The organism is Halomonas maura (genome assembly GCF_030409305.1).
Taxonomy (GTDB): domain Bacteria; phylum Pseudomonadota; class Gammaproteobacteria; order Pseudomonadales; family Halomonadaceae; genus Halomonas; species Halomonas maura.
Map to the genome: position 1 here is coordinate 249,137 of NZ_JAUFPQ010000023.1, position 14,737 is coordinate 263,873.

The 14,737-nt window shown below is 61.2% G+C and carries 8 protein-coding genes; all 8 read right to left on the minus strand.

Going from position 1 to position 14,737, the window contains the following annotated elements; translation table 11 throughout:
• Positions 1–50: 50 nt before the first annotated feature.
• Complete coding sequence (locus QWY76_RS15875; RefSeq protein WP_290312281.1) at positions 51–2,252, minus strand: glycosyltransferase family 2 protein; 2,202 nt, start codon at positions 2,250–2,252, stop codon at positions 51–53.
• Positions 2,249–4,489 carry an alginate O-acetyltransferase AlgX-related protein gene (locus QWY76_RS15880; RefSeq protein ID WP_290312284.1) on the minus strand — a complete coding sequence of 747 codons (2,241 nt, stop codon included), beginning with the start codon at positions 4,487–4,489 and terminating at the stop codon, positions 2,249–2,251. Before QWY76_RS15880 ends, QWY76_RS15875 begins: the two co-directional genes overlap by 4 nt.
• Positions 4,486–5,976: a glycosyltransferase family 4 protein gene (locus QWY76_RS15885; RefSeq protein WP_290312285.1), complete on the minus strand. Its 1,491-nt coding sequence runs from the start codon at positions 5,974–5,976 to the stop codon at positions 4,486–4,488. Before QWY76_RS15885 ends, QWY76_RS15880 begins: the two co-directional genes overlap by 4 nt.
• Positions 5,960–8,002: a glycosyltransferase family 2 protein gene (locus QWY76_RS15890; RefSeq protein WP_290312286.1), complete on the minus strand. Its 2,043-nt coding sequence runs from the start codon at positions 8,000–8,002 to the stop codon at positions 5,960–5,962. The genes QWY76_RS15885 and QWY76_RS15890 overlap by 17 nt, the downstream gene beginning before the upstream one ends.
• Positions 7,999–9,066 (minus strand): ATP-binding protein, encoded by a 1,068-nt coding sequence (locus QWY76_RS15895; protein WP_290312288.1) that lies wholly within the window; start codon positions 9,064–9,066, stop codon positions 7,999–8,001. The genes QWY76_RS15890 and QWY76_RS15895 overlap by 4 nt, the downstream gene beginning before the upstream one ends.
• A gap of 23 nt (positions 9,067–9,089) precedes the next feature.
• Positions 9,090–10,037: an ATP-grasp fold amidoligase family protein gene (locus tag QWY76_RS15900; RefSeq protein WP_290312290.1), complete on the minus strand. Its 948-nt coding sequence runs from the start codon at positions 10,035–10,037 to the stop codon at positions 9,090–9,092.
• A gap of 164 nt (positions 10,038–10,201) precedes the next feature.
• Positions 10,202–11,599, minus strand: a complete 1,398-nt coding sequence (locus QWY76_RS15905) for an ATP-binding protein (RefSeq protein ID WP_290312291.1) — start codon at positions 11,597–11,599, stop codon at positions 10,202–10,204.
• 141 nt (positions 11,600–11,740) lie between these two features.
• The gene (locus tag QWY76_RS15910) at positions 11,741–14,326 is read right to left on the minus strand and encodes an acylphosphatase (RefSeq protein ID WP_290312292.1); all 2,586 of its coding nucleotides are present in this window, start codon (positions 14,324–14,326) and stop codon (positions 11,741–11,743) included.
• Positions 14,327–14,737: the final 411 nt, after the last annotated feature.

Here is a 14,737-nt window from a genome sequence, read left to right on the forward strand (position 1 = left end):
TTCCCCCACATCCCCTCCTTGGCTCGCCGAAGTCACCGCTCTCAGGCCACTCAGCGCAACGAAAAGTCCTCATGCACCAGGGTCAGGTTGGGGTTGTAGGCCGGGTCGTTGTCCAACGCCTTCCCCCAGGTGCGGCGCATGTAATCGGCCTCGCGCAGCGCCCTGGCACGCTTCTTCGGGGTATCGTCGGCGCCCCGGGAGATCGACTCGTGGTGATAGAGCTCGGCGTATGGCGTCCAGAGGTTGCGGTAGCCGGCGGCGCGGACCTTCAGACAGAGGTCCACATCGTTGTAGGCCACGGCCAGGTCGGCCTCGTTGAGCCCGCCCACCGCCTCGAAGGTCTCCTTGCGCAACAGCAGGCATGCCGCCGTCACGGCCGACAGGTTCTGCACCACCTTGAGCCGACCACCATAGCCGTCCTCGTCGCGCTGGAAGAACCGGTGCGCATGCCCGGCCACGCCCCCCAGGCCGAGGATCACCCCGGCATGCTGGATGGTGCCATTGGGGTAGTAGAGCTTGGCGCCCACGCAGCCGATCTCCGGCCGGCACGCCTGGCTGACCATCTCGCTCAGCCATTCCCCATCGATCGGCTCCACGTCGTTGTTGATCAGGCCGATGAGACTGCCCTTGGCCTGGGCGGCACCGAAGTTGTTGATGGCCGAATAATTGAAGGGGTGATCCCAACGCAGCACCCGGACCCTGGCATCGCGACGTGCCACCTCGTCCATGTAGGCCAGGGTCTCCGGACAGCGGCTCTGGTTGTCCAGGATCAGCAACTCGAAGTGCCGATACGCCGTGCGCTCGAGGATCGCATCGACACAGGGCCGGAGGATCTCCACCCCGTCGCGGGTCGGGACCAGCAGGCTGACCAGGGGGCCAGGCTCGGGCAGCGGCCAACGCACGCGCGCGCTCCCCGGCAGCCGTCCCGGGCTCACTTCGGCGCTCTCCCCCATGCCCCGCAGGTGGCGATCCACCTCCGACACCCAATGCGCGTGCGGCACGCCGGGAAGCGTGTCCGCGGCGTGATAGAGAATGCGCCCGATGCGCATACTGCGCTCGGCCGCTCGCGCGCCCTGCCGCGCCATGAAGCGCAGGGCCAGCGCCTGGTTCCAGGCATCCGGCGCCTCGTCGACCGGGAGGTCGAGCCCCGACACGCCTTGCCGCCAGACGTCCCCGCGGAGGAAGACCGCCCGTCCCAGGTAAGGCTGGGAGAGCAGCAGGTCGGGGTTCCAGGCTGGCTTGAAGGAAGGGGCGTAGCGCTCGCCCCGGTCATTCAGCCGATCCTCGTCACCGTAGACCAGCGCCACCCCGGGGCTTGCCTGCACCGCCGTGACCAGCTGATAGAGTGCCCCCTCGGCCAGGCGATCGCCCGGCGCCATGCAGATCACCCACTCGTCCGGCGTCGGCTGGACCGCCGATGCCACGCTCAGCCGCGGCTCCCATGCCGTCAGTTCGGCCAGGCGCTCGTTCAGGCGCGCCGGGTCCGATGCGACGGCCACCGCTCGCCATGTCGTGACGGCCTGCTCACGCAGGCTCGCCAGCGTCGCCCGGAGTGCCGCCGGCGGGGTCGCCGCCGACACCGGCAGCAGCACCCGCGTCGCGGTGGGAGGGAGCGTCGCCAGGACGCGCTGCAGCTCCCCTGGCTCGAGCCGTGGCTCCAGTTCGGCGACCCAGCGACCATAGTTGCGCTGCGAACAGAGGCTGACGAAGGTGGTCTCATACTCGCGCAGCGCCACCCGACGCCAGCGTTCGCCTTGCCGGCGAGCCGCGAGCCGCAACTGCTGCTCCACCTCCTGCGGCGTCAGGTCCCGATAGGCGGCGTGCGCGTTGATCAGCCGGCGGATCAACCGGTCGCGGGCGAACGCTGGCGTCACCCATACCATCCGGAAGTGGCGTAGCCGAAAGCGCCCTTCGGCATTCATCGGCCGGAAGCGGAGCCGGCTGACCCCCGCCGGCACATACACCAGCCGCTTGGTGACCTTGCCCACCCGCAGCGGCATATCGATGCAGAAGCTCCGCTGGCCGGCCTCGAAACACAGCCCCGACGCCACCGTGGTGATGGAGCGCTCGGCGGTCAGCTCGATCATGTACCAGCCGGGCAACGGCAAGCCCCGCCGGGTGTGGAACTCGGCGTCTTCCGACAGTACCTGCCACTCGCCTTCCGCGGCTTGCCAGCGCAGCCGATGGCAGGGCTCGAGCCGTAGCCTGACCTCGAGTCCCAACGACACCCTGATATGCGGATGCTGTGTCATGACGCGAACCACCCGGCCGGCAAGGCCCTGTCCCAGGTCACCAGCCCCAGGCGCGCCAGCTCCGGCGACACCACCGTGGTCCGCCGATCCGCCGCCATCGGCGCCTCGCGCTGCCGCACCTCCTCCGCCTTGTCGGCGATGACCTCGGCCAGGGAGAACGTCAGGGTCGGGGCGCGGGCCATGAAGCGCGCATTGGTCTGTGCCAGCAGCACATCGGGCGCCAGCGCCTCGACCAGCGCCGGATCCACGCTGCCGGCCGAATGCACGAACGTCAGGCGCCCGAATAGCCGCACCAGGAACTGGAACATCGAGAGGCTCGACGATGCGCCGAACAGCAGGCAGTGCTGCCGCCCATACAGCGCGTCGGGGTTCTCCCATGCGATCATCCGGCCCATGTTGGGCAGTCCATTGTCATAACGCTTGCAGGTCTCATGATGGAAGGAGGTCTGGCGCTGCGCCGTCGCCGTTCTCACCGGCGACAGCTTGCCGCCCAGGTCGCCCTTGATCTGGACAGGCGCATATTCGTCGGCGGCGAACAAGGCGTCGACCGCCTCGCACTCCCGCCCCAGCGCGCGTAGCGTCGCCAGGGTGGCCGCCAGGGCCCCCCGGTGCGTCCAATGGGTATCCGTCACGTAGTAGGCCTCATCACCGAGGTCACGCAGCGCTTCCAGCGGATAGACCAGCAGGGACGTCGGCAACGCCGCTGCCACCTGATCCACCGGGATCGCCTCGGCAGCCGGCAGCGGATGATACTGCTGCATCACGCGCTCCTTGCTGGGCGCCACCAGCAGGGCACAGTCGGCGCCATGGGTCGCGGCGAGGCGCTTGAACTCCTCGGCGAAGACCGACCAACGCCGGAGGCCCGTGGCATTCAGCTGCAGCTGGCCGCAGTGCTGGTGCACGCTGGCGTTGGTATCCTGATCCAGGAACAGCCATCCCTGCCTGCCGACCAGCACGGCGCCCCGCTCCGGGCTCGGGGTGTCGGCCGCCGCAACGCTCAAGCGGCCGAGCTCGATGAGCCGCTCATCCAGCGACAGGCGCAGGGCGAAGGTGCCCGCCGCGCGCGGTACCTCCAGGCGGAAGACGGCGACGTCTCGCCCATCCGGCCGACGCTCCAGCGCCAGGGGATGGACCAGGTCGCTCTCCTCCTCCCAGGCGACCCGCAGCGCCACGTCATCCGCGCCATGCCCCGTGGCCAGCACCACTCGCCCCTGGAAGAGCAGCCCCCGCTGGCTGCGAACGACCCAGTCGGCCGTCGGCGTCTGCAGTGACCACTCGGACACCGGTGCCGGCGGCGAAGTGGCCGGCGCCGTCCCTTCCCCCGGCAGCAGTCGTCTCAGCGAACGCCACATCCCGGGACGACGCCTCGAGCGCTCCGCCACGGACTGCACGACCGGTAATGCCAGCAACTGGCGGTGCACCTCGGGCGCCAGGCGCTCGGCCAGGCGACAGGTCTTGTCGTTGCGGTCGAAACGCTGGAAGTACTCAGGTCCCTTGTGATACCCCGGCGTCGCCGCGCTGCCGCGCGCCGACTTGCCCAGCAGGAACTCCTCCACCGACTTGATGATGTAGTGATTGACCCTGGCACCGGCCCACACCACCTGACGGCTGAGGCCAGGCCGCGCCTCCAGTGGCTCGAGGGGATCGCCCTGGCCATTCACATAATGGCCGCGGCTCAGTTCGACATGGTGGGGGTTGAGGAACTTCCCGACGCAGTCGGGCCGGACGATGCTCTTGTAGTGGCGATTGGTACGGAAGGTACGCGGCGCGCGTTGCCGAAAGCGTTCGATGACCAGCCCCTCCTCGCGAAAGCGCGCTCCCGAGGAGCCGAAGCAGGCCCAGTTGAGCGCCAGCGCGCCGACGGCCTCATCGGCAAAGACGTCTGCCAGCCACGGCAGCAGGGAAGGCGCCGCCTCCTTGCTGGCCAGTGGCAGCAGGTATTCGTCGGCATCGATGAAGGCCAGCAGGTCCAGATCGGCGGGGCAACGTGCCAACAGCTCCCGGTACGCCGGCAGTTGGGGCTTCTCCTCGCCCACCGTCGGCACCTCGACCCGGGTCACCAACCCCAGGGACTCGAGCAGTTGCAAGTACTCGCGAGTCCCGTCGCTGCTCTCGTTGTCGGCGATCAGGAAGTGCGACACCCCCACCGCCAGGTGGAAGGCGAGCCACTCGCGGAGATCGGCCAGCTCGTTCTTGACGATAGCCGCCACACCCAGCTTGGGTAATTCATTGCTCACTGCGTTGATCGCTTCGTTGTGATGACTGGAAACACCGTCTCGATGGCCTCGCCGAGCGCCCCGGCAAACGCCGGCCGATCGAAATGTGCCAGGGCACGCTCGCGCCCGGCGGCGCCCATGGCGACCAGGCGCTCGGGCCGGGCAGCCAACGCGGCGATTCGGTTCGCGACCGCCCCCGGGTTGCCGAAGGGTACCAGAAACCCCGTGCGTCCCTCTTCCACCAGTTCCGGCAGGGCACCCCAGGCATAGGCCACCACCGGACGCGCCGCGGCCATGGCTTCCAGCACGGTACGCCCGAAGGATTCCTGGAAGTGCGACAGGCTCACCACCACATCCAGCTCGGCCAAGGCCTCGCGCGGGTCATCCACATAGCCCCGATAGACCAGGTTGCCCGGCCGCTCGCCTGGGGCCCGACGCGCCAGCAGCGCCTCCAGTTCCAAGGTGGTCTCGCCGAACAGCACGCACTCCGCCGGCACACCACGCGCCGCCAGCGCGTCGGCCATGGCCGCGAAATCCGCCACCCCCTTCTTGGCCACCAGGCTGCCGAGCATCCCGACCCGCAGGGGCCGATCGCCAGGCACGGCAGGAGGCGGCAGCGCCTGCCAATCGCTCATTTCCAGGGTGTTGGGCACCACCCGCACCTGGCTCGCATGCCTCGCGAAGGCCTGGGCGGTATGGCAGGAGTTGGCGACGATCAGGTCGCTGTCCGCCACGACACGCGCGACTACCGCCTCGGGGTCGGCGCCCAGCGCCTGGCACAATCCCGGATCATGGTCCGGCAGTTCGCGCACATGGGTGATGACGTTCAGCCCCAGGGTCCTGGCTGCCAGCGCCGGCGCGTCCAGGGTCAGGGTATTGAGATAGACCCCATCGGCGCGACACTCGCGCAGCAGCTGGACGAAGGCCTCGACGCTGGCCTCACACGCCGGTCGCTGGGCCTGCCACCAGGTATAAGGCAGCACCTTGACGGCGTGGCAGTGCGCCAGCAGCGTGGCCAGGTAGCCCGGATGGCTGGCATTGGGCACGCTGACCACCACCTCGCACCCCAGCGCCTCCAGGCCACGCACCACATCCAGCAGGCTGCGCTCGGCGCCGAACAGGCGTGGCCCCAGGCTATGCGCGCACACCAGCAGACGCGGACGCCCTGGCCTCCGGGCATGGCTCCCGAGGGCCAGGGGCAACGGCTCGGCCCCGTGCCAACGCCCCCAGGCCCAGTAATGCAGCAAGGCCTGCTCGGGCGCCCACCGGCTGCGCCCGTATCGCCAGGCATAACCACTCAAGCTGAGTCGGGGCGAGGGCTCACGCCCCTCACCCAGCCCGAAGGCGAGGAAGTGGTGCAGCGGATTCAGCCCCGCCTCGGCGACGTCCGGATAGCGCGCCAGATACCACGCCGGGTCCAGTAGATGACGCGCCGCCCGAAACAACAAAGGGTGGCGCCAGCCATGCCGACGCCACCCTTTCCACCACCGCTCAAGCCTCGTCATCATAGGATGCCTCTACCTCTCGCCCTCCCTGAGTCAGATAGTGGCGCAAGACATCGGCCAGCCCTTTCGGCAGCGCCTGCTCGTCCAGCCGGCTCAGCTCACCCTCGACCCGCAATTGTGGCACGCGGTCCGGCCAGATCTCCGGCTCACCGAGCGACTGCACCAGCAGCCGCCGGGAAGACAGCGAGACGTCGGCATGGGCGATCGCCATGTCTTCCTCATGGCAGAGTTCCCAGACCTCGCCGGCCACCTGTCGCGAGGCGAAGTCATCGGGCCTCGTCCAGGGGCAGAGCACCACCGTCTGCCCGGCCTGACGGAGCCTGAGCACCCGCTCCAGAAGAGGGAACAAAGCGGGGTTACGTGGCGAGAGGTCGGCCAGCACGGCGACATCGAAGGCACTGGATGCCTGGGGCAGGTTACCCAGCGGCGCCGGAAAGGCACGGCGACGATGCTCTACATCCAGCGTCGGCACCACCTGGCGCCCATGCCACCAGCGAGCCGCCTGATGGTAGAGCTGACGCACGCCATGCTGCACCGTACGCACGTGCGTGGCCGAATGCTGTGTCAAGGAGCCGGGCTGCACCAGGGAGAACGCCAAGGGCAGCTGCGGACATACCCGCAGCAGCGCCTGCTCGCCGTAACGGCACATCAGGCGATCGACGAACTCGTTGTCGGCGGCCACGCGAACCGGATCCCACAGCCCCAGCTCGTCCAGCACCTCACGCGCTACCATCAGTGACGAGGGGTTGATCTCCAGCCAATCGCCACACAGGTGCCAGGGGCCGACGATGCGTAGCTGCGAATCGGCTCGCACCCAGAACGACACCGCCCCCTTGGCCTCACGGCTATTCATCAACTCGGTGACCTGCCGCTCGATCTTCTGCGGATGGGACCAGTCGTCGCTGTCATGCACCGTGACATAGGGCCCACGGGCGGCGCGCATGCCGGTGTTGCGTGCCGCGTAGGCACCGCAGTTGCGCTCGTGCCGCAGCAGGCTCAGCCGCGGCTCATAGCGAGCCCGCTGCGCCACCAGTTCGGCCGTGCCATCGCCACTGGCATCATCGACGACGATGATCTCGAGGTGTGGCCAGCTCTGAGCCAGCAGGCTGTCCAGCGCCATGTTCAAGGTGGCCTCGGCATTGAAGGCAGGCACCACCACCGATACCAGAGGCATTTCACGACGCGGCTTGGCGGCGACCCGCCGCGTCTCCAGACTCGCCATCTCGAAGGCCGCTTCCCGACGTATCCGCAGCCTTGCCAGCTTGTGACGTTGATACAGCCGATTCAACGCCTCCAGGCGCCGCACCGCCGGCCGAGACACCAGGCTCGCCTCCACCAGCGCCTTGGTCAGAGGATCGTCTTCCAGATGGCCGGCCGTCATCTCGGCCAGCACGCCCTCCTCGTCTCCCAGCCGCAACAGACACTTGATCCTAGCCTGAGCCACATACGGTGCGAAGGGGCTTGCGGCCAAGGCACGGCCATGCCCAAGCAGTCCCAGCGCCTGCCGATAGCGGCCATGACCGTACGCCCAGCCAGCCAGGTACCAGTACGCCTTGCCATCGCCGGCCTCTGCCAGGGCCCGTAACCGCGGCAAGGCGGCATGGGCATGTCCCTGCCATAACTGACGGTGGTACCAGAGCGCGGTGCCCCGCAGGAAGGGCAAATCGCTGAGCACCCCGTCGGGGGAGGGCCGGCGCCCCTCATGCACGCCGTGGCGCAGGAAGTGTACCAGGGGATTGCTCCTGGTCTGGCGCACATCGTCATGTCGGTCCAGATACCACTCGGTCGCGAACCGCGGGTCCGGCGCATACCCGAGGCGCCAGCCACTGCGCAGGAAATGCAGTGCCGGACGCCAGGCCAGCAGGCGGCGCCAGGCAGGGAGCTGTGCCAGGTAGAAATGCGGCTGGAACATGCCATGCTGACGTATCAGCCTCAGTTGCCCACGCTCGCCGTGACTGGGCCAGAGCGGCAAGAAACGGCGGACATGCCCGACCCAGCGCTTCAGCATGCCGCCCGGGATGATCTTCATCGCTTCATGAGTCCTTCCCGCCAAGCCTGGCGCGCCGTCATCATCGCCCGGGTGTGCCGCCAGATGGCACGGGCCACATTGCGCGGCTGCCCGACGGCAGGAAAATGATGGCCGCCGATGCCGGGATTGGTGTTGATCTCGAGAACGCAGGCCGCCTTCGCCGCGTCGTCTGCGTCGGGGTCAAGCATGATATCCACCCCAGCCAGTTCCAGGCCAGGAATCGCCGCCACCGCCGCCACGGTGATCGCCTTGATGGACTCGGGTAGCTCGTCGGTTACGTCCAGGGTCTCCCCCCCCGCGGAGAAGTTGGCCTCATGACGGAGGTAGACCTTCCTGCCCTCCGCTAGCACACTCTCGACGCTGAGCTGCTGTCGTTCGAGGTTGGTGCGAATGTGCTTTCGTACCTTGATCAAGCGAGTGGAGAGGTGAGGGTTCTTGGCCCGCTCGATGTTCTTGGCGTCGATCAGTTCGGCGATGCTGGAGCGGCCATCGCCCACCACGTGGGCCGCCTCCTTGCCCAACGCCCCCACCACGGCGCCTCCGACCACCAGCACTCGGTACTCGATGCCGGGCATCTTACGTTCGACCAACACCCCACTTTCCGACTTGTTGGCGCGGCGAAATGCCCGCTTGAGCTCTGCGGGTTCCTGCACCCCTACCGAGATACCATACCCCTTGGTGCCGGTCTTCGGCTTGATGACCAGTGGCGAGCCCATCGCCTTCTGCATGGCCTCGACCTTGCTCAGACTCTTGGCCACTCCCCCCGGTGCGACGGGGACGCCGGCCTGCTGGAGAAGCAAACGCGTCAGATCCTTACGGCCCGCAAAGGTAGCGGCCACCGTGGTATCCAACGAACGGCTGTCGTGGAACAGGATGTCGATATCATCCCACCGGGCAACGAACATATAGCGTGATAGCCACTTCACCTCGGCCCCGTCACCCTCCGCCTCCCTGGCGATCAGCAGCGGTCCCAGGGCCTGGGTCTTCATCAACTTGAAAATCTCGTCATGCGACTCAGGCACCCTGTTCATCAGGCTGCCTCGAGCATTCGTCCATAAATTCATTGACCACTTACCTGCGGCAAGGCTTAGAGATGTTGCGCCACCTCGAACATGGCGCCCATATACAGATCGGCACTTTCCCCGAAGGCATGGTAGGTTCCCGGCTCTGGAGTCAGTTCCCCCAGCACGACACCCTGGCGCGCTTCGTAGAGATCGATGCGACAGAAGGGGGTCGGCAAGACGGCCGATACCCTTTCCGCCAAGGCGAGCATGGCGCCCGGTTCACGCGGCGGCAACAGGGTAGGATCGAGGGCCTCTTCATACTTGCCGGTATGCACCGGCTGCCAGTCGCGATCGTACCAGCGATAGCGTTGCCCTTCCGTCGCCCGGGCCACCTGCAGGATCAGGCCGACACGCCCCCGGAAGGCATAGAACTTGAAATCATCCACCGGACGCAACAGCCCGGAAGGCGGAAGCAGCAGTTCCTCGAGCTGCCAGTGATTAGGGAACTGGTGCTCACGCATGTCCCGATACAGATAGTCGAGAACCTCGACCAGGCGCAGCTCGCGACGCTGCTGTAGACAGGTAAAGGTCACTTCCCCCACCCGGCGCAACGACATCACGCCGCGCGAACTATGCGCCTGCCTGGGCTTGATGACACACTCATCGATGCCCTCGAGTGCCTCTCGCAGGTTCTGCAGGGGGAAGTCGTCACGCAGGATACGGGCAGTGGCGACGCCCAGTTCATCCATGCGTTGCCCGAGCCACCGTCGATCATTGGCGAGCCGATTGAAGGGCTGGATACCCGGCATTTTCGCCTCACGCTGATAGCGACGCATCAAGGCATCCATGCCGGCGCGAAACGATGGCGGCTGAGGGGCCGTGCCCTTGCGGGCAGGATGCGCGGCACGTATCCAGGAGAGACAATCCGGTTCCGCCAGGACACGGGTGAAGCTCGGAAACGCCACCAACGGCGCGGGTACGCCACGACCGGCAGCCGTACCAGTCGCAGCAAAGGATAGCAGCTGTTTCACATCAGACTCATCGTAAATAACGGATGACAAACATAAGCAACAACACCATCGCCGCCAGGGCAGTCACGACAGGTATGGGGAGTTTCCGGATGATCGGCCTTATTAACTGACGAAGCAGTATCCTCAACAGGCGATCGAGTGACATTTACCCGCCCTCGATGTTGTCAGAGGCGCTCAAAGCAGTTTTTCACTGTACGACGCCACTTCACTTCTTCTTCAATGGAGAGCGCCATCCGAGACACGGCCTTGTTTTTAAACTCGATCACCTTCTGCCGTGCCCCAACCGCCACCACTTCAATCTTTCCTTCGGAAGGCGACCTTACAAATCCTAGAATTCCATAGCGTTTAGCCAGTCGAGCGACCCTGTCGGATGCCGTAGCAGGGGAAACCCTGGAACATGAAAAGACAAAACGTCTCCGGAGAATGCTGCTGAGCCTGGGGAACGGGCTGATAGACACCTCGTCGATGACGCTTCCTCTCAAGGCATTCCTCACCTTCTGATTATTGAAAGCTATACGAGTGGAGAATTTTGCGGTCTTTCCTTTCGACTCGGGAAAATAGTGATCCACAAGAAGTGCTGGAACATTCCTGCCCTCCCCTTCCACGGGATACATATTGACCCCGATCTGGGCCCTTGTATTCAGCTCGAGAATACAGTACTCCTCAGTCTCCTCATCAAACAAGACATCGACGCCACAGTGTTCGAGTCCGTCTATGGCTTTCACAGCCAGGACCGCCGCATCTTTCACTCTCTGAGGAATAAGATCGGTAAAATCAACAGTATCCCCACCTGCCGATGCATTTGCCTTCCCCCTGAGAAATAGCACCTCGCCCTCTGGAAGGACACTGTCGAGACTGTAGCCAGACTTGTTTATGTAATCATGCACCTCTCTATCTTTCTTGATGAGGCCTTTCGAAAGGAAGGGGTTGAGTTTCTTGAAGGCGTTCTTCTTGCTGATGAGTTGATCTATCGTGCTCTTCCCATCCCCCTTGACATTAGCAGGAATCCTTTTAACGATAGCGACGGCCTCGTCACCAATGACAAACGCCCTGTAATCATTGCCGGAAAAATGTTTCTCGACGATTACAGAAGATTCGTTCGCCTCTTCCTTCAGGTATTTATAATAAGTTACAAGCTCTTCATCCGTTGCAATGTTCGTAAAAACCCCATCTCCCAGGCTACCTACCAAGGGCTTTACCACAACAGGGTATCCAATGCTCTTCGCATACGAAAGTGCATCATCCAGGATGGCATCAGGACCAAACACCTCCCCCTTGGGCACATTGACCCCGTATTGGGATAAAAGCTCCTTGACCCTGTGCTTATCCTTGGACAACTTTCGTATGCGATTTCTATCCTTTACCAGGAGAGACTTGTTAAACGTCAGGGTCTTCTCTTTGCTAGAGATGGTGTATTTATTATAGTCGGCATGCTTCACCTTCACAGCCAACCCTCTTCTCCAGGCCTCCAGAGATATACAGTAACCACACAAGGGTTTGCCATAGGCATCTTTCACGGCAGTTGCAGAAAAGGGTTGCGGCCAGCTAACAAAATCATCCATAAGTCTCTCCTGAAAATTGACAAGTTAAAGCATCAAGCAACCATGTACGCTTGATATATCAGGTCTATCCATATTAGATGCCAAAAAATAGAGCAACGATGCCTCTATAGAATGGCATTCCTTTCGTTGCCGTGGATATTATTAGAAACTCATGTCGAATCCTTGAGTCTCTTGACTCTTCTCTAGTACCTCAACCTTGTCCACACTGGCTTTTCGTGTCCCTATCCGTGCACAGCTCAAGAGATAGTCAATGGCATTTCTATAGCCTCTGCACTCAAAGTAAACAGAGCCATCTTCCAAGTTTACAATACCACCTTCCACATCATACCTCGAGGCAGCCCTGGCCAGGTATTTCCGGTATCCAACCCCTTGAACATCGCCGGAGACCTTGACGAAAACAGCCTCATTCTTCCGCTTCGTCGTGGGCATCAGGCATCGCTGCATAATATGATCAATAAGCACCCCTGCAGCATCCCTTGGCTCACCAGAGGCAGGGAAGTGATGCATCGCAATTTCCGGATTAGTATTGACGCCACAAATGGCCCACTCCTGATCCTCGGGCGGCAAAGATATATCTTTAGCCAACAAATTCACCCCGAAGTGAATGCAACTGGCAAACGCCCCATGCACTTTCTTGACAATATCACTCCACGAAGGGTGGACTCGATCTGTCACGTCATGGCTCTCTCCACCATTGCCGATGCTCGCGACACTGGTGACCCGGACTTTCCTTCCCTCATCCACGACTGTATCAGGAGTCAACCCATGCGACTTGAGATACACTTCCATCTCATCGGTGACCACAAACGACTTGGCCCCTAGATAAGGATTACTTCTCCGCTTTCTATCCTTTTGTCTCACCAACTCCCTTATCGAGCTGGCACCATCACCAACGACATAGGCAGGAGCTCGCCTAGCCGCACAGACTATTCTGCCGTTGACAACAAACAGCCCAAAGTTTTCACCCTCAACATGACGCTCGACAATATTGCTGACATCATGATGCCAGGCAGACCTGAAGCTGTCCTCGTCCTTGATGCTGGCCGTTACCCCCTTCCCTCCAGAGTGCTTGACGACAACAGGAAGCCCGACCGACTTGGCAAAGCTCCAGGCGTCTTCTATATTTTCCTTTCCGAATGCCTTTCCCTGCGGGACACTAACGCCCAGTGACGACAGGAAAAGCTTTGTAAGATGTTTGCTGTTGGAGATGTAACGATCGCCGTATGTCGTCATCTCCGGCATTGAATTATAGAACCAGACCGTCTCCTCCCCGCCCTCGACTCTAATGAATCTTGAATTATCGCGATAGACACTAAGCCCTCTCGCCAAGGCAGCGTCCACGATCAACTGCTGGTGCAAAGCAGCTGATCGACTAAATAGAGAGCGTCTCTCTCCATAGGAGATCGGCTGGGCAACGCATGTGCCGCTGTATGAATAAAACCCCTTTGACCCATGTAACGACTTGGTGCCATTGTTCAAAAACGGCAAATCAACTTCTTTCTTCAACAACCACTGCAATGTCGTTACTATATCGTCAACTGCTTGCTTTCTTCCAGAAAGACTTACCTTGATCTCTTCATCACCAAAATCAACCTCCCCCGCCACTTCGCGTAGCGCAGTTTCCCTTACCAGCAACTCCTCTATCCTGCCCTTATCACTCTTGCTATACTCAAGATTCAAGGTAATACTTTTTTTATCGTTTATATAAGACGGGTAGAAAAGCCCGGATATCGCTGACTTTGCAACATTCCTGGAGGAGTCGAAGTTTCCGAGATTGTGATGAACAATGGAACCGTTGATATTGATTTCAATGAAGCCCCAATCCTGGCCTTCAGGGGACTTCCTTATATCCTCGGCAATCAAATCAATGCCGCTTGAATAGATCCCTGGAAAGAGAGAGTTTATCTTCGCCGCAATATCACAAAAGGCAGGATGAACAAAATCCGTGACATCAAGATTTTCGCCTCCAGAACTCACATTCCTCACATCTCTTAACTTTACAACCTTCCCCTTCTCAGGAATATTACCAAGAGTTTCTCCTTGGGCCTTCAAGATATCGACGGCTCTATCATCGATCTTTATAAGCAGCTTTCTCAGCCTGGGATTCTTTCTCCTTTCTTTATTCTTCTTATTTACCAACTCACGCACCGAGTGTTTCCCATCACCAACAACGTGAGCCTCAAACCTTTGACTCACCGCAACAACGCTGCCATCAACGACATACAACCTATAATCGTCGCCAGTTATCTGCCTTTCAATGATGACCGTTTCTGATTCCAGCGCCGCCCTGTCAAAGGCAACTGACAGCTTTTCGTAGTCATCGATATCAAGTGAGATTCCTTTCCCACCGTAGCTAGAGTGAGGCTTCACGACACATGGAAAAAAATCCGGGGTGATCTTGCAGGCCCGCTCTTTCCTATTGCTGCGAAATGAATACGACTCAGGCGCATTGATGCCGGCATCTCTCACAATATCGCTTGCGATCTTCTTGTCGCGACACAACTTGGCTGAAACGATCGAATTGATTCCTGGCTCATTGAGCCGGTAAATAACGAACTCATCGTCCTGAGAAAGGATGGAAACTGATTTAGACAGCTTTAGGCATGACACTCCCAATGATGCGGCAACGTTGGAAAACGTGGCATGCACAGGATCCTGCGAAATGATTTTTCCCAATCTCTTGTAATCGTAGTACTCTGATTTCTTCAAGCGGCTAGAATGAATCACCAATACGTTCCTTTATATAGGGTTGAGAGAAGAAAACCTTCACGAGCATCAGCGAGGCCTGACGCTCCACTATCAAGAATCATGTGCTACTCAGAGCAATGATTGCCAGCAATCAAGAATGCTAAGCTCGAGCCTCTTGCGGGATCCGCATGCAATAGCTCAAGGCGCTCATGAACAACTGGCGGAAGACCTCTGTCTGCTCTTGCTTCAGATCGATCTCATCTTATTCTTCAAGAATACAATGACTGACGATATCGATGACGCCCGAATCAGGTTCGTTCTCTAACGTCCTACTGCCTCCGGGGCACTGATTCTCGCTCGGGATTCAGGTACACGATATCCGATAAGCGCAGAACACCGAGGCAAGCGGGTCCATGGGAAGGAATATGATGTTGCAACCGGCAAGGCGAT

Coding starts and splice junctions, on each gene's coding strand:
- QWY76_RS15905 (WP_290312291.1), bottom strand. CDS start 11,599: ATGGATGATTTTGTTAGCTGGCCGCAACCCTTTTCTGCAACTGCCGTG.
- QWY76_RS15895 (WP_290312288.1), bottom strand. CDS start 9,066: ATGAATTTATGGACGAATGCTCGAGGCAGCCTGATGAACAGGGTGCCT.
- QWY76_RS15885 (WP_290312285.1), bottom strand. CDS start 5,976: ATGATGACGAGGCTTGAGCGGTGGTGGAAAGGGTGGCGTCGGCATGGC.
- QWY76_RS15875 (WP_290312281.1), bottom strand. CDS start 2,252: ATGACACAGCATCCGCATATCAGGGTGTCGTTGGGACTCGAGGTCAGG.
- QWY76_RS15890 (WP_290312286.1), bottom strand. CDS start 8,002: ATGAAGATCATCCCGGGCGGCATGCTGAAGCGCTGGGTCGGGCATGTC.